Origin of the sequence: Pseudomonas sp. NPDC089406, assembly GCF_044900265.1 — a bacterium.
Classification (GTDB): Bacteria; Pseudomonadota; Gammaproteobacteria; order Pseudomonadales; family Pseudomonadaceae; genus Aquipseudomonas; species Aquipseudomonas fakonensis.
In genome coordinates, this window is sequence record NZ_JBJDNC010000024.1 from 34,441 (window position 1) to 49,413 (window position 14,973).

A 14,973-nucleotide genomic window follows, 5' to 3' on the forward strand; every position below is an offset into this window, starting at 1 on the left:
TACTCGGTGCATTACTCATAGTGGAGCTCACCAAATAGTCCAATCATGAGGTCGCCGTTCAGAATCTCAAAAGGCAGGGTGACGTACTGGTCAGAGTGCCGAGGCATGGCCTTTCCATCGTGTGGTGCATTCTTTGTGTGCCCTTGAACCTTTTCGCCGTTCTCCTTGATGTAGGGAAGCACGACGATCCGGCCATGGTTCTTGGATAGGATCGTGCCCTCGTACCACAAGGTGTTTCCATCATCGCTGCTGGACTCGCCACCCGTGTTTTTCACCACCCACCGTGGTACCCCATCGTCCTCATACCAGAACACGAAGCCACCGCAGACCAACACCCTCTGGCCGCGCATCCTTGCCTCGGCGAGCATTTGCTTGACGCTCGCTAACTGCAGCAGCTGGTTGGCTCGGGGGAGTAAAAGTGCGCGTATCTGCGCCTTGGTTCTTCCCCAGTGGTCGGCTCCCGAAAGACCAAACCCTTTGGCTGTCACTTCGCGCAGACAGGTCTGCGAGCGTTTGGGAGACAAGGCTCCGATCTGTTCCCATGTCTGGCCATCGACACGACGAAGGCACATGTTGAATCTCGGCACGGCAACTATATCTAGGTAAGGCGCACGCTCAAGCTCCTCATGGAGCGGTTGGCGCAAGCTCTCCATCGTATTGTGCAGTATTAGCTCTTGCACTGAGGGCCGGGGCAGATGGGCGTTCAGCTTGATCGCCTCGCGCTCCATGAGCTCTTCTTCTGCGTGGATGCGGCGTGCTGCTGTCAGGGCCTTCTCGACTTTCAGGGTGGTCGAGCTCTGAAGCACAGGATCCGATACCGCCTGTGTTACAAGCTCGCTGGTGCGCCTGTTGAATTCGTCGGCAGATTCCATGGCCTCCTCGTAGGAGGTGAAAACAGCCGCCCTCGCATGGCCGCTGCCGTTATCGTAGAAGTAGCGCTTCCAGGACAGCTGAGACTCGGGAAAAAGCTTGAGTGCCCGTAGGTGCCACGTCCATCCAATGCCGAATTGGCGGAACGGAAGGACAGCCAGGGTAGGCATGGAGTGGTATGGCATCTGATCTAGGCGCATCGATTCTCCCTGCTGTTTGCGTCATAGCGGCTGCGGAAGCGCTGGAATTGTTCCTAGGGCGATTGATTCCCCCGAAACCATGGATAGCACATTGCCAGGATGAGTCAATTTCTTGGCTACAGGCCTCGTATTTCGGGGGCTTCAGGAGAAAGGGAGCTATCTTGGGGCTTAAAAAGCTGGTGGTTTATCCAGTATTAGAGGTTGCGCATGTAATGTGCAAAAGCTATAATGCACATATACCAAGTCGCTTGGAAGGCATTACAAGTCAGCGTAATGTGCAGTAAAGGTGGGGGGTGAATTTCCTGGGCACGCCGTTCAACCTCACCGAAGGCGCCGCGCTGCTGTCGCTGTTCGGCCGCCTGACCGGCTACACCCCGCGCTGGTTCACCTACTTCATCGGCGATGCCCATGTGTACGAGAACCACTTGGACATGCTGAACGAGCAGATGAAGCGCGAGCCGCTGGCCGCGCCCAAGCTGGTCATCAGCGACCGCGTGCCGGCGTTTGCCGATACCGGCAAGTACGAGCCTGAGTGGCTGGAGAAGATCGAGCCGAGCGACTTCTGGCTGGAAGGCTATGAGCACCATGCGCCGCTGACGGCGCCGATGGCGGTGTGACCCTTTAGATGGCCGGGGCTGCTGCGCAGCCCTTTCGCGACACAAGGCCGCTCCTACAGGGGGACGCGTTCATCTGTAGGAGCGGCCTTGTGTCGCGAAAGGGGCGCGCAGCGCCCCCTGCATTCTCAATGCCCATGGCTACGCCCCACATGGGAATGCTCCACCTCCGGCACCGTCACCGCCCCGTTGGTCTCCAACTGCTGCAAGATCGCGCACTCCGCCCCCTGCGCCGTGCACTGGCGGCGCAACTCCACCAGTTGCGTCTGCAACGCCATCAACCCGTCGATCCGCGCCTGCACATGCTCGATATGCTCGTCGATCAGCGCATTGACGCTGCCGCATGAGCCATCCGGGCTGTCGCGCAGGCGCAGCAGGCTGCGGATTTCATCCAGGGTCATGTCCAGGGTGCGGCAGTTGCGGATGAAGGTCAGCCGCTCCACGTGGGCCTGGGTGTAGAGCCGGTAGTTGCCCTCGGTGCGGGCCGGCTCCGGCAGCAATTGCTCGCGTTCGTAGTAACGGATGGTTTCCACCGCACAATCGGTGGCCTTGGCCAGTTCGCCGATCTTCATGGCACGCCTCTCCAAAACAGGGCTTGACCCTATAGTGGCTACAGGGTGTTCACTTGGCAACACATACCCCTGTAGGAGCCGGCTTGCCGGCGATGAGGCCCGATCAGGCAACGGCGTTGCCCTTGCTGACGCCATCGCCGGCAAGCCGGCTCCTACAGGGGCCAGTGCTCATTAAAGGACGATGCCATGACCCACATGCACGACCACTCCCACAGCTGCTGCGCCAGCAAGGCTGCGCCCGCCAAGGTGCAACTGACCGCCAAGGCCAGTGCTGATGCGCGCCTCAGCCGCTTTCGCATCCAGGCCATGGACTGCCCCACCGAGCAGACCCTGATCCAGGACAAGCTCGGCAAGCTGCCGGGCATCGAGCAGCTGGAGTTCAACCTGATCAACCGCGTGCTGGGCGTGCACCACACCCTCGATGGCACCGCCGCGATCGAGCAGGCCATCGACAGCCTGGGCATGAAGGCCGAGCCCATGGCGGCTGAAGACGACAGCGCCCCACAGGCCGTGAAGAAAAGCGTCTGGCCACTGGCGCTGTCGGGTATTGCCGCGATTGCCGCCGAGATCGTGCACTTTTCCGGCAAGGCGCCGGAGTGGGTGGTTGCCTTGCTGGCCCTGGCGGCCATCCTCGGCTGTGGCCTGGGCACCTACAAAAAGGGCTGGATCGCCCTGAAAAACCGCAACCTCAACATCAACGCGCTGATGAGCATTGCCGTGACCGGCGCCGTGCTGATCGGCCAGTGGCCCGAGGCGGCCATGGTTATGGTGTTGTTCACCATTGCCGAGCTGATCGAAGCCCGCTCCCTGGACCGGGCGCGCAATGCCATCGGCGGCCTGATGCAACTGGCGCCGGACATGGCCACCGTGCAGCAGGCCGACGGCCAGTGGCACGAAGTGCAGGTGCGTGACGTTGCCATCGGCGCCCTGGTGCGGGTACGCCCGGGCGAGCGCATCGGCCTGGACGGCGAAGTGCTCAGCGGGCAATCCAGCGTCGATCAGGCGCCGATCACCGGCGAAAGCCTGCCGGTAGAGAAGGCTTCCGGCGACAAGCTGTTCGCCGGCACCATCAACCAGGCCGGCTCGCTTGAGTACCGCGTGACCGCCGCCGCCGGCCAGTCGACCCTGGCGCGCATCATCAAGGCCGTGGAAGAAGCGCAGGGCGCTCGCGCCCCGACCCAGCGCTTCGTCGACCAGTTCTCGCGCATCTACACCCCGGCCGTATTCGCCGTGGCCCTGGCCGTGGCGTTGGTGCCACCGCTGTTCATGGCCGGCGCCTGGTTCGACTGGGTGTACCGCGCCCTGGTGCTGCTGGTGGTGGCCTGCCCGTGCGCCCTGGTGATCTCCACCCCGGTGACCATCGTCAGCGGCCTGGCGGCCGCTGCGCGCAAGGGCATTCTGATCAAGGGCGGCGTGTACCTTGAGGGCGGCCGCAAGCTGGACTTCCTGGCCCTGGACAAGACCGGCACCCTCACCCACGGCAAGCCGGTGCAAACCGACAGCCAGGTGCTCGACCCGTTGTTCGAAGGCCGCGCCCAGGCCCTGGCTGCAAGCCTTGCGGCCCGTTCCGACCACCCGGTGTCCGGCGCCATTGCCCAGTTCGCCAAGGCACAGAACATTGCCCTGAGCGACGTTACCGAGTTCGCCGCCCTGGCCGGTCGCGGTGTGCGTGGGGATATCAACGGGCAAACCTACCACCTGGGCAACCATCGCCTGGTGGAAGAACTGGGCCTGTGCTCCCCCGAGCTAGAAGCGCAACTTGACCTGCTTGAGCGCCAGGGCAAGACCGTGGTGCTGCTGCTCGACCGCAGTGGCCCGCTGGCCCTGTTCGCCGTGGCCGACACGGTCAAGGACAGCAGCCGCCAGGCCATCGCCGAGCTGCACGCACTGGGCATCAAGACCGTCATGCTCACCGGCGACAACCCGCACACCGCCCAGGCCATCGCCGCCCAGGTGGGCATCGACCGCGCCGAGGGCAGCCTGCTGCCGGCCGACAAGCTCGCCAGCATCGAGGCGCTGTACGCCCAGGGCCACCGCGTGGGCATGGTGGGCGACGGCATCAACGACGCACCGGCGCTGGCCCGCGCGGAAATCGGCTTCGCCATGGCCGCCGCCGGCACCGACACCGCCATCGAGACCGCCGACGTGGCGCTGATGGACGACGACTTGCGCAAAATCCCGGCCTTCGTCAGGCTGTCGCGGCAAAGTGCGGCGATCCTGGTGCAGAACATCGTGCTGGCGCTGGGGGTGAAGGCAATCTTTTTGGCAATCACCTTCGCCGGCATGGCCACCCTGTGGATGGCCGTGTTCGCCGATATGGGGGTGAGTTTGCTGGTGGTGTTCAACGGCCTGCGCTTGCTGCGTAAATAAACCCTGACGCGCCCCTTGTAGGAGCGGCCTTGTGTCGCGAAAGGGTCGCGCAGCGGCCCCGGCGATTTTGCATCATGCCGAGATCTTGGGGCTGCTGCGCAGCCCTTCGCGACACAAGGCCGTTCCTACAACAGCGCGCGCAGGTCTGTTCAACTAGAGGTTATCCACAATGCTCAGCGCCGAGCTCAAGGCCTTCTACATGGTGGCCCGCCAGGGCAGCATCACCCTGGCGGCGAAAAAGCTCGGCCTCAGCCAGCCCACGGTAACCACGCAAATCCGCAACCTCGAAAGCCAGTACAACGTCGAGCTGTTCTACCGCGGCGGCCGGCGTCTGGTGCTGAGCGAGGAGGGCGTGCGCCTGCTGCCGATGGTCAAGGCGCTGCTGCAGCAGGAGGCCGATATCGAGTTCGAGCTGCGCAACAGCGGCCAGGCCCAGGGCAGCCTGCGCATCGCCGCCACTGCGCCGTACTACATCCTCGACCTAGTGAAGATCTTCCGCGAACGCCTGCCCCAGGTGGAGGTGGCGGTGGAAATCGGCAACTCGCAGCAGGTGCTGGAAATGCTCGAGGACTACCGGGTGGACATTGCCGCCTCCTCGCAACTGCTGGAGGACGCCCGCCTGGTACGCCGGGTGCTGGGCACCGACCCGCTGGTGCTGGCTGTGCACCGCAACCACCCGCTGGCCCAGCGCCAGGCGGTGTCCATCGAGGTGGTGGCCGGGCATTGCCTGCTGATGCGCGAGAAGGGCTCGACCACCCGCAAGCTCACCGAGCAGATGATGCAGGACGCCGGGGTCAAGGCCGGGGCGCTGCTGGAAATCGGCAGCCGCGAGTCGATCCGCGAGGCGGTGCTGCGCAATATCGGCATCAGCATCATCGCCCGCCACGAAGTGCCGCATAACCCCGAGCTGCGGGTGCTGGCGCTGGACAATGCGCCGGTGATGCACGAGTACCTGTACTGCCTGAAGGAGCGGCGCCAGGCCCGGTTGCCGGCGGCCTTCCTCGGGGTGGCGCAAGAGGTGGTGGGTTCGCAGTTCTGATGGAGCACGCGCCCCTGTAGGAGCGGCCTTGTGTCGCGAAAGGGCTGCGTAGCAGCCCCAGCAATTTATGCGGCGAAGCTGAAATCCTGGGGCTGCTGCGCAGCCCTTTCGCGACACAAGGCCGCTCCTACAAGGCCTGCATAAACCTGCCGGGCCATTACAAAATCCGCCAATACCACTATCACCGGCTTTTGCCCAAACGCCACAGAACCTTCGCACTGCCTTCCTAGCATGGGCCCCATCTCTTCGATGAGGCCCTGCCATGAACCACGCAACCCCTGGCGCACAGATGAAAGTGCGCGGCATCCACAAGCGTTTCGGCGCCTTCACCGCGCTCAACGACGTGTCCCTGGACATCGCCGCCGGCGAGCTGGTGTGCCTGCTGGGCCCCTCGGGCTGCGGCAAGACCACCCTGCTGCGCTGCATCGCCGGCCTGGAGCGCCAGGACCGTGGCGAGCTGTACATCGGCGAGCGCGACATCTCCGAGCTGCCACCCCAGGCCCGTGACTACGGCATCCTGTTCCAGTCCTACGCGCTGTTCCCCAACCTCAGCGTCGAAGCCAACATCGCCTACGGCCTGACCGGCAGCAGCCGCGACGAGGCGCGCCAGCGGGTGCGCGACATGCTCGAACTGGTGGGGCTTGTAGGTAGCGAAAAGAAATACCCCGGCCAGCTGTCCGGCGGCCAGCAACAGCGCGTGGCCCTGGCCCGGGCGCTGGCACCGTCGCCTTCGTTGTTGCTGCTCGACGAGCCGATGTCGGCCCTCGATGCCCGGGTGCGCGAGCACCTGTGCACCGAGCTGCGCCAACTACAACGCCAGTTGGGCATCACCACGCTGATGGTCACCCACAACCAGGACGAGGCCATGCTGATGGCCGACCGCATCGCCGTGATGAACAACGGCCAGGTCGAGCAGTACGCCACGCCCCAGCAAATCTACGATCAGCCGGCCACGCCGTTCGTCGCCGAGTTCGTCGGCCAGGGCAACTGGCTGCCGTTCCAGCGCAGCAGCGCCAGCCACGCCCAGGTTGGCGGCATGCACATGCGCCTGGGCAGCAATGCCGGCAGCGCCAGCAGTGGCCGGCTGTTCTGCCGCCCCGAGGCGATCACCGTCAACCCGGTCGTGCATGAAGAAAACCTGTTCCCGGCCAAGGTTCGCGAGATCACCTTCCTTGGCAACCGCTGCCGCATGAGCTTCGAACTCAAGGCCCTGCCGGGCCACGCGCTGCTCGCCGAACTTGCGCCAGAGGCCATGCCGCGCCTGGGCTCGCAGGACATCTGGGTGGCCCTGCCGCCGCAGAGCCTGCAGGTGTTTGCCTGAGATGGCCGCGCCCATGACCCTGCCGCTCAGCGCTGCCAAGCCCGTACCGCGCAACGGCGCCGCCCTGGGGGACCGCTTGTTCGTGGTCGGCGGCAAGAGCCTGTTGCTGCTTGTGCTGGTGCTGGCGGTGCTGCTGCCGTTGCTGGCGATCTTCTGGAAAGGCTTCAGTGGTGAGGCTGGCCAGGGTGGTGGCCTGCTGGCCGCCCGCGAACTGTTCGCCAGCGAGAACTTCCACTGGCTGCTGGGCAACAGCCTGTCGGTGGCTTTCACCGTGGCCGCCATCGTGGTGCCGCTGGCCTACCTGTTCGCCTACGCCCTGCAACGCACGCTGATTCCGGCCAAGGGCGTGTGGCGCGGTATTTCACTGCTGCCGCTGCTGGCGCCGTCGATGCTGCCGGCCATCGCCCTGGTGTACCTGTTCGGCAACCAGGGGCTGTTGCGCGGGCTGCTCAGCGACAACATCTATGGCTTTTGGGGCATCGTTGTTGGCGAGGTCATCTACACCTTCCCCCACGCGCTGATGATTCTGCTGTCGGCCCTGTCGCTGGCCGATGCGCGGCTGTTCGATGCCGCCTCCAGCATGGGCGCCGGCCCCGCCCGGGCGTTTTGCAGCATCACCTGGCCGGCCACGCGCCAGGCGGTGTTCGCGGCGTTTTGCCTGGTGTTCACCCTGACCATCACCGACTTCGGTGTGCCGGTGGTGGTGGGCGGCGACTACCAGGTGCTGGCGCTGGAAGCCTACAAGGCGGTGGTCGGCCAGCAGCAGTTCGGCCGCGGCGCGCTGATCGGCATGGTGCTGCTGGTGCCGGCGCTGCTCAGCTTTGCGGTGGACGCCTGGCTGCGCCGGCGCCAGGGCGAGGCCATGAGCGGCCGTGCCCAGGTGTTCGAACCCAAGCCGTGCAAGCTGCGCGACGGTTGTTACCTGGCGCTGGTGCTGCTGGTGTGCGCCGCGTTGCTGGCGGTGATCGGCATGGCGGTGTACTCCTCCTTGGTCAAATTCTGGCCGTACAACCTGTCGCTGTCGCTCAAGCACTATATGTTCGATGACACCGCCGGCGGCGGCTGGCTGGCCTACCGCAACAGCGTGACCATGGCCCTGTGCACCGCGCTGATCGGCAGCGTGGTGATCTTCACCGGCGCCTACCTGATGGAGAAAACCTCCGGCCAGCGCCTGCTCAACCAAAGCCTGCGCCTGCTTAGCTTCATCCCCATGGCCGTGCCCGGGCTGGTGCTGGGCCTGGGCTACGTATTCTTCTTCAACCTCACCGGCAACCCGCTGCATGTGCTGTACGGCAGCATGGCGCTGCTGGTGCTGTGCACCATCGCCCACTACCTGACCACCGCGCAGATGACCGCCACCACCGCCCTGCGCCAGCTCGACGGCGAGTTCGAGGCCGCCGCACTGTCGCTCAAGGCGCCGCTGTACAGGCACTTTTTGCGGGTCACCGTGCCGATCTGCCTGCCGGCGCTGCTGGACATCATCCGCTACCTGTTCGTCTCGGCCATGACCACGGTGTCGGCGGCGATCTTCCTGTACAGCCCCGACACCATCCTTGCCGCCGTCGCCGTGCTGAACATGGACGATGCCGGCAACGTCGGCGGCGCTGCCGCCATGTCCACCTTGATTCTGCTCACCAGTGCCGGCGCCTCGCTGCTGCTGGCCGCAGCTTCCCGCGGCCTGTTGCGCCGCTCCCAGGCCTGGCGCCAGCGCGCGCCCGGCCATTGACCGACTGCCCACCCCATAGGAAACGCATCATGTTCAAGCCTTTTGCACTTGCCGCTGCCGTATCCGCCGTGTTCAGCCTGCAGGCCTCGGCCGCCACCCAGCTGACCGTCTACACCGCCCTGGAAGCCGAGCAGCTCAAGAGCTACAAGCAGGCCTTCGAAAAGGCCAACCCGGACATCGAGATCAAGTGGGTGCGCGACTCCACCGGCATCATCACCGCCAAGCTGCTGGCCGAGAAAGACCGCCCGCAGGCCGACGCAGTCTGGGGCCTGGCCGCCTCCAGCCTGGCCATCCTCGACCAGAACGGCATGCTCGAAGCCTACGCGCCGAAGGATTTGGGCAAGATCTCCGGCAACTACCGCGACGCCGCCAACCCGCCGGCCTGGGTGGGCATGGACGTGTGGGCCGCGACCATTTGCTTCAATACCGTCGAAGCCGAAAAACAGGGCCTGAGCAAGCCGGTGAGCTGGCAGGACCTGACCAAGCCTGAGTACAAGGGCAAGATCGTCATGCCCAACCCGGCCTCGTCGGGCACCGGTTTTCTGGATGTGAGCGCCTGGCTGCAGACCTTCGGCGAGCCCCAGGGCTGGGCCTACATGGACGCCCTGCACCAGAACATCGGCCAGTACGTTCATTCCGGCTCCAAGCCTTGCAAGCTGGCGGCTGCCGGCGAGTTCCCGATCGGCATCTCGTTCGAGTACCCGGCGGTGCAGCTCAAGCGCCAGGGCGCGCCGCTGGATATCGTGCTGCCCAAGGAAGGCCTGGGCTGGGAAATCGAGGCCACTGCGGTGATCAAGGGTTCGCCCAAGGCCGATGCGGCCAAGCGCCTGGCTGATTTTTCGGCAAGCCCCACCGCCATGGAGCTGTACAAGGAGAACTTCGCCGTACTGGCCGCCCCAGGCATCGCCAAGCCGCAGACCGAGCTGCCGGCGGACTACGAGCAGCGCCTGATCAAGAACGACTTCGCCTGGGCCTCGAAGAACCGCGACGAGATCTTGAGCGAGTGGCGCAAGCGTTATGACGGCAAGTCGGAGAAAGTCGCCCAGCAGTAACCTTCCACTTGGCAGGGCTGGCCCTTTCGCGGGTGAACCCGCTCCCACAGGTACGTTGCAGGGCTAAAGGCCTGTGATATCCCTGTGGGAGCGGGTTTACCCGCGAAGAAGCAAGCATGCCATCAAGCCAGGACACCATCTTGATGCCCACTCCAACCCAGATCATCGACATCACGTTCGCTTTATATGAACTGCACGGCAGCGCCGACTACATCGGCGAAGCCATCACCCAGCTCGAGCACATGTCCCAGGCCGCCCAGCTGGCCATGGTCGAGGGCTATGACGACGAGGTGGTATTAGCGGCGTTCTTCCACGACATCGGCCACCTGTGCGAAGGCGAGCAGATGGGCGGCTTTGGCGTGGCCAGCCACGAGCGCATCGGCGCCGAGTACCTGCGCCGGGCGGGCTTCAGCGAGCGCCTGGCGCGGCTGGTGCAATACCACGTCGAGGCCAAGCGCTACCTGACCTTGCGCCAGCCCGGCTACTACCAGCGCTTGAGCGAGGCCAGCCGGCGCACGCTGGCGTATCAGGGCGGGGTGATGAACGACGCCGAGGCCGATGCGTTCGAGCGTGACCCGCTGTTTGCCGTGAGCCTGCGCATGCGCGAGTGGGATGAAATGGCCAAGGAGGTGGGGGTGGCGTTGGTGGATCTTGAAGTGCTGAAGGCCAAGGCTTTGGCGTTGCTTTGATTTTTGCTCGCAGGGCTTGCCGGCGATAGGGCCCTAAAGGTCATACCTTTCAAGGTGTTCGCGTCAGGGCTGCCAGGTGCTCGCCACAACCCTTGCAGCGCCTATGAGATCGAGCGCCGCCCGCGCGGCGCATCGCGACACAAGGCCGCTCCTACATCTGTTTCGGGCCAGTCTGTTCTGTGCCATCACCTGGTCCGCCTTGTTGGTACGACGCGGTTTCAGCGTGGGCATTGTCGCCACTCCACATGACTCAAGACATGCACCAAGGCAGGCGCCGATACTTTCACAGACGTAACTGGCCCGAAACAGATGTAGGAGCGGCCTTGCGTCGCGATGCGCCGCGCGGGCGGCGCTCGATCTGATAGGCGCTGCAAGGGTTGTGGCGAGCACCTGGAGGCCCTGACGCGAACCCTCGGCGAGCACCTGCCAGCCCTGACGCAAACACCTTGAAAGGGATGGCCCTAAAGGTCCCCCACCAGTTTCTCCAACTGCTCCTGGCGCTCCGCCTGATTCACCTTGGCTCCCGGGTCCAACGTCGACCACTGCGGATGCGCCCGGGCCTTGCCCAGCGCCTCGGGCAACTTGCCCTCGCGCCAGGCCTTCTCATCCACGGCCCCCAGCCGGATGCTGTCCTGCGCCGCATGCCCACGCCCATCCAGCGCCACCATCAACTGCTGCTGACGCAACGCCAGCAAGCGCAGCACGGTGTCGTCCACGGTCAGCTCGCGCTTGCCCTTGAGCTTGCCCAGCAGCCGCGCGCCATAGTTGCGCGCGGTCTGCACCGCGCCCCCGGCAATCGCTCCGGCCAAGGCCGCGGCGCCCAGCGTCAGGCCACCCACCAGCAGGTCTACCCCGGCGCCCGCCGCCGCACCGGCCGCCACTCCGCTGCCCAGGCGCACGCCCAGCAGCTTGAGGGTTTCCGGGTTGAACAAGTCATCGCCCCAGCGCCCGTCGAGCAGCGGCAGGTCGCAGGCATTGGCGTCCTCGCGGCGGAACGCATACAGCTTGAGCAGCGCCTCCACGCAGCGTTGCTCGCGCTGGCGCACGTCCTGGCGCAGCGCCTCGACGGCACGGGCCTCGGCGGCAGGCTCGGCCTCGACGCTGCGCCGGCAGGCGGCGCAGTCCAGCAGCAGTTCGGCGATCAGCCGCCTGCCGCTGTGCCGGCGCGCCTCGCGCTGGGCCTGCTGGTCGTCGATCAGCCGTTGCAGGGCCGGGCGGGCGTCTTCCAGCAGCAGCGCCAGGCTTTCGTACAGGCGCCGTTCGCCATCCTCGGGCGGCGCCACGCTGTCGAAGCGCACCAGCGCATGCAGGCCCAGACGGGCCAGGGCCTCGCGCCACTGCGGTTCGCGGTGCGAATCGCTGGCAACGAAGTTGAGCACCGGCAGCAATGGCTTGCCGCAACTGGCCAGCACTTCCAGCTCGTCGCGGTACTTGGCCAGCACCGGCTCGCGGGCGTCGATCACGTACAGCCCGGCATTGCTTGCCAGCAGCTGGCGCAGCACCTTGGCCTCCTGCTCGAAGCGCTGGCGCGCCTCGCTGCCCTGCAGAAAGCGTTCAAGCCGGGCCGGGCCGTCCAGTCGCTCGCCGGGGCGCTCCAGGCGTTCGAGGTAGTCGAGCAGGGCGATGGCGTCTTCCAGGCCCGGTGTGTCGTACAGCTCCAGCAGCGGCTCGCCGTCCACCGACAGCCGCGCCCCTTCGACATGCCGGGTGGTGCTGGGGCGGTGCGACACCTCGCCAAAGCCCACATCGCGGGTGAGGGTGCGCAGCAGCGAGGTTTTGCCGACGTTGGTGTGGCCGACCACGGCCAGTTTCAGCGGCTCAGTCATGGCCATGCTCCAGCCAGGTCAAAGGCGAGGTGTCGGCGTGGGGCAGGCCGAGGCGGTCGAGGGCTTCGTGCCAGTCACCCAGGCGCGCGGCGTCGATGGCTTGGCCGGGCTCGGCCTGCAGCAGCCAGATGCGCGTGGCGCCGGCATTGCGCGCCAGCTCCGCCAGCAGCGCCAGGCTGCCACGGTCGGGCGAGCGGCGCGGGTCGCAGGCAATCGCCAGGCGCGCCGGGGGGAAGCGGCTGAGCTGTTCCAGCAGCTTGTTGCGCGACTCGCGGCTGTCGAGCACGCCGGCGTTGGTGATGCCGTGGGGTAGCGCCGGCGGCCAGGGGCGCAGCTCGTCCAGCTCCAGGCCTACCAGCAGGGCGCCAGTGCTGGCGCTTTCCAGTTGGCCGGCGGCGAAACACGGCAGGCTGTCGGGGGCGGCGTCTTGCACGCCGATCCGCTCGCTGCGCGGCATCAGCGCCTCACGCAGTTGCGCGTAGCCGGGCAGGCTCAGGTCCAGCGTCAAGCGCTCGCGCCCTTGGCGCCAGCGCCACAGGCACAGCGCCGCCAGCGTCAGGCGTGGCAGCAGGCCGTATACCAGCACCACACCGAGCAACCAGCTGGCCCAGGCCTGGCGGGCGATATCCAGTGCCGGCAGGCCGGCGCCGCTGGCGCGGATCATCGCCTCGTCCGGCACGGCAAAACCCAGCAGCGAGGGCAGGGCGCCGAGGGCCTGGGTCAGGGTGATGAACGGATCGGCAGCCAGCAGGGTGGTTTCCCAGACGAAGCCATAGCGCCGGGTGGCCAGCAGCGCCAGCAACATGCCCAGAGCTGCCAGCATCGCCAGTAGCCACAGGCCGTGTACCAGCAGGCCCAGCAGCCAGCGGTTCAGGCGCTGGCGCTGCAACAGCACCAGCAATGCCGGTGCCAGTTGCGCGGCCTTGGCATCGCGGGCCAGGCGTTCGCTCAGCCACAGCCACACTCGGCCCAGTGCCGCGCCCTGTTCGCCTGCGAAGAAAAAGCCCAGGGCCCAGCCGACCAGCAACAGCAGGTTGAGCCCCAGCAGGCTACCCAGGGCCCAGAACACATTGACCGGCCGCTGCCCGTCGCCCAGCGCCGCCAGGCCCAGGCCGGCGCCGCTGAGCACCGCTGCGATCATCAACGCCAGCAGCGCCAGGCGTGCGCCCTGCTTCCAGTGGCGCAGGGCCTCGGCCATGCCGTCGCGTTCGGCCAGCCACAGGGCGCGGGCCTCGATGCGCGCCGCCAGGTCGCCGCCCTGCTGGCGGGCGTGGCGGTTGGCCTCCTGGTCCTCCAGGGGGCCGGCGTGTTCCTCGCGCAGGCGCACCGCTTCGGTGAGCCAGCGTTTGTCCAGTGGAGTGGGTGCAGTCACAAGGTCTTCCAGTGCACAGGTCAGGGGGCAAGCATAACCCACGTGCCCGGTGCTATCCTCGCCGGCATGACTACCTCACTCCCCCTCAGCCTGATCGCGGCGCTCGCCGAGAACCGCGTGATCGGCATCGACAATTCCATGCCCTGGCACCTGCCGGGGGACTTCAAGTACTTCAAGGCCACCACCCTGGGCAAGCCGATCATCATGGGCCGCAAGACCTGGGACTCGCTGGGCCGGCCATTGCCCGGGCGCTTGAATATCGTGGTCAGCCGCCAGGCCGGGCTGCAGTTGCAGGGGGCCGAGGTGTTTGCCTCGCTGGAGGCCGCGCGGGTGCGGGCCGAGCAGTGGGCGCGCGAGCAAGGCGTCGACGAACTGATGCTGATCGGCGGGGCGCAGCTTTATGCACAGGCGCTGGAAAAGGGGCTGGTGAGCCGCATGTACCTGACCCGGGTCGAGCTGTCGCCCGAGGGGGATGCGTGGTTCCCTGAGTTCGACAAGGGGCAGTGGACGTTGGCTTCGAGCGAGGCGCAGGCTGAGGAAGGCAAGCCTGCGTATCACTTCGAGGTGTGGGACAAAGTTTGAGATTGTCGGGGCTGCTTTGCAGCCCTTTCGCGACACAAGGCCGCTCCTACAGGTACAGCGCAGATTTGAAGGCTGTGCGATCTCTGTAGGAGCGGCCTTGTGTCGCGATAGGGGCGCATAGCGCCCCCCTGATACACAGCAATTGCGAATACATCTCATCTTCTGCTAGCGTGCGCACCTCTTGAGACCTTGAGCCAGGACGTGCCGTGTCTTCATGGAACAAGCAGATCGCCCGGCTGTTCACCGAGCACAAGAAGGCCCTCGAAGCCTTCGTCGCACGGCGCACCGGCAACGCCCAGGTGGCCGCCGACCTGACCCAGGAATCGTTTCTGCGCCTGGCGCGGCTGCCGGCCGACAAGCAGATCGACAACCTGCCGGCGTTTCTCTTCACCATCGCCAGCAACCTGGTGCGCGACCATCAGCGCCAGGTCATCCGCCGCGAGCGCCTGGATGGCGGCGAGCCCAGCGAAGCCCTGGCCTGCAACGCCCCCGGTGCCGACGAGCAACTGGCCGCGCAGCAGGAGCAGGCGCTGATGCAGGCGGCCATCCAGGCGCTGCCTGAGGCGACCCGGCATATCTTCCTGCTCTATCATGTCGACGGCTGCACCTACCGCGAGATCGGCGAGCGCATGAACGTCACCCCGCGCAGCGTCGAGTACCAGCTGCGCTGCGCCCTGCTCGACTGCCGTGCGTTCATCAAAAAGCGCCTGGCCGGCGACACGCGGGGGCCGCGCCCATGA

Annotated in this window: 12 protein-coding genes and 1 pseudogene; 9 read left to right on the forward strand and 4 right to left on the reverse strand. The window is 66.0% G+C overall.

Annotated elements, in window-relative coordinates:
• Positions 1-11: 11 nt before the first annotated feature.
• Positions 12-1,070 (reverse strand): hypothetical protein, encoded by a 1,059-nt coding sequence (locus ACI2KK_RS17645; protein WP_404669871.1) that lies wholly within the window; start codon positions 1,068-1,070, stop codon positions 12-14.
• Between the two features lie 302 nt (positions 1,071-1,372).
• On the opposite strand from ACI2KK_RS17645, the pseudogene ACI2KK_RS17650 reads away from it, so the two are divergent.
• Positions 1,373-1,687: pseudogene (locus ACI2KK_RS17650) on the forward strand (thymidylate synthase); the annotation flags it as partial.
• A gap of 125 nt (positions 1,688-1,812) precedes the next feature.
• Here the strand turns inward: ACI2KK_RS17650 and cadR are convergent.
• Positions 1,813-2,256, reverse strand: a complete 444-nt coding sequence (cadR, locus tag ACI2KK_RS17655) for a cadmium resistance transcriptional regulator CadR (protein ID WP_217841309.1) — start codon at positions 2,254-2,256, stop codon at positions 1,813-1,815.
• 186 nt (positions 2,257-2,442) lie between these two features.
• On the opposite strand from cadR, the gene ACI2KK_RS17660 reads away from it, so the two are divergent.
• From ACI2KK_RS17660 to ACI2KK_RS17685, 6 genes are all read left to right on the forward strand, one after another.
• Positions 2,443-4,626 carry a heavy metal translocating P-type ATPase gene (locus tag ACI2KK_RS17660; protein WP_404669872.1) on the forward strand — a complete coding sequence of 728 codons (2,184 nt, stop codon included), beginning with the start codon at positions 2,443-2,445 and terminating at the stop codon, positions 4,624-4,626.
• Between the two features lie 169 nt (positions 4,627-4,795).
• Complete coding sequence (locus tag ACI2KK_RS17665) at positions 4,796-5,665, forward strand: LysR family transcriptional regulator (RefSeq protein WP_369989145.1); 870 nt, start codon at positions 4,796-4,798, stop codon at positions 5,663-5,665.
• A 262-nt stretch (positions 5,666-5,927) separates the two neighbouring features.
• On the forward strand, positions 5,928-6,986 hold the full coding sequence (locus ACI2KK_RS17670) for a putative 2-aminoethylphosphonate ABC transporter ATP-binding protein (protein WP_404669873.1): 1,059 nt from the start codon (positions 5,928-5,930) through the stop codon (positions 6,984-6,986).
• A gap of 1 nt (position 6,987) precedes the next feature.
• Positions 6,988-8,712 (forward strand): putative 2-aminoethylphosphonate ABC transporter permease subunit, encoded by a 1,725-nt coding sequence (locus tag ACI2KK_RS17675; RefSeq protein WP_404669874.1) that lies wholly within the window; start codon positions 6,988-6,990, stop codon positions 8,710-8,712.
• Positions 8,713-8,741: 29 nt separating this feature from the next.
• Entirely contained in the window at positions 8,742-9,764 is a 1,023-nt protein-coding gene (locus tag ACI2KK_RS17680) for a putative 2-aminoethylphosphonate ABC transporter substrate-binding protein (RefSeq protein WP_404669875.1), read from the forward strand.
• Between the two features lie 143 nt (positions 9,765-9,907).
• Entirely contained in the window at positions 9,908-10,453 is a 546-nt protein-coding gene (locus tag ACI2KK_RS17685) for a phosphonate degradation HD-domain oxygenase (RefSeq protein WP_404669876.1), read from the forward strand.
• Between the two features lie 461 nt (positions 10,454-10,914).
• Here ACI2KK_RS17685 and ACI2KK_RS17690 read toward each other — a convergent pair whose 3' ends face one another.
• Together ACI2KK_RS17690 and ACI2KK_RS17695 are read right to left on the reverse strand one after the other, a co-directional pair.
• The gene (locus ACI2KK_RS17690) at positions 10,915-12,279 is read right to left on the reverse strand and encodes a GTPase/DUF3482 domain-containing protein (protein ID WP_404669877.1); all 1,365 of its coding nucleotides are present in this window, start codon (positions 12,277-12,279) and stop codon (positions 10,915-10,917) included.
• Positions 12,272-13,663: a DUF2868 domain-containing protein gene (locus ACI2KK_RS17695; RefSeq protein ID WP_404669910.1), complete on the reverse strand. Its 1,392-nt coding sequence runs from the start codon at positions 13,661-13,663 to the stop codon at positions 12,272-12,274. Before ACI2KK_RS17695 ends, ACI2KK_RS17690 begins: the two co-directional genes overlap by 8 nt.
• Before the next feature lie 54 nt (positions 13,664-13,717).
• Between ACI2KK_RS17695 and ACI2KK_RS17700 the strand changes: the two genes are divergently transcribed.
• On the forward strand, positions 13,718-14,233 hold the full coding sequence (locus ACI2KK_RS17700; protein WP_404669878.1) for a dihydrofolate reductase: 516 nt from the start codon (positions 13,718-13,720) through the stop codon (positions 14,231-14,233).
• Positions 14,234-14,439: 206 nt separating this feature from the next.
• On the forward strand, positions 14,440-14,973 hold the full coding sequence (locus tag ACI2KK_RS17705) for an RNA polymerase sigma factor (protein WP_404669879.1): 534 nt from the start codon (positions 14,440-14,442) through the stop codon (positions 14,971-14,973).

Coding starts and splice junctions, on each gene's coding strand:
- ACI2KK_RS17700 (WP_404669878.1), top strand. CDS start 13,718: ATGACTACCTCACTCCCCCTCAGCCTGATCGCGGCGCTCGCCGAGAAC.
- ACI2KK_RS17645 (WP_404669871.1), bottom strand. CDS start 1,070: ATGCGCCTAGATCAGATGCCATACCACTCCATGCCTACCCTGGCTGTC.
- ACI2KK_RS17660 (WP_404669872.1), top strand. CDS start 2,443: ATGACCCACATGCACGACCACTCCCACAGCTGCTGCGCCAGCAAGGCT.
- ACI2KK_RS17670 (WP_404669873.1), top strand. CDS start 5,928: ATGAACCACGCAACCCCTGGCGCACAGATGAAAGTGCGCGGCATCCAC.
- ACI2KK_RS17675 (WP_404669874.1), top strand. CDS start 6,988: ATGGCCGCGCCCATGACCCTGCCGCTCAGCGCTGCCAAGCCCGTACCG.
- ACI2KK_RS17665 (WP_369989145.1), top strand. CDS start 4,796: ATGCTCAGCGCCGAGCTCAAGGCCTTCTACATGGTGGCCCGCCAGGGC.
- ACI2KK_RS17680 (WP_404669875.1), top strand. CDS start 8,742: ATGTTCAAGCCTTTTGCACTTGCCGCTGCCGTATCCGCCGTGTTCAGC.
- ACI2KK_RS17685 (WP_404669876.1), top strand. CDS start 9,908: ATGCCCACTCCAACCCAGATCATCGACATCACGTTCGCTTTATATGAA.
- ACI2KK_RS17690 (WP_404669877.1), bottom strand. CDS start 12,279: ATGACTGAGCCGCTGAAACTGGCCGTGGTCGGCCACACCAACGTCGGC.
- cadR (WP_217841309.1), bottom strand. CDS start 2,256: ATGAAGATCGGCGAACTGGCCAAGGCCACCGATTGTGCGGTGGAAACC.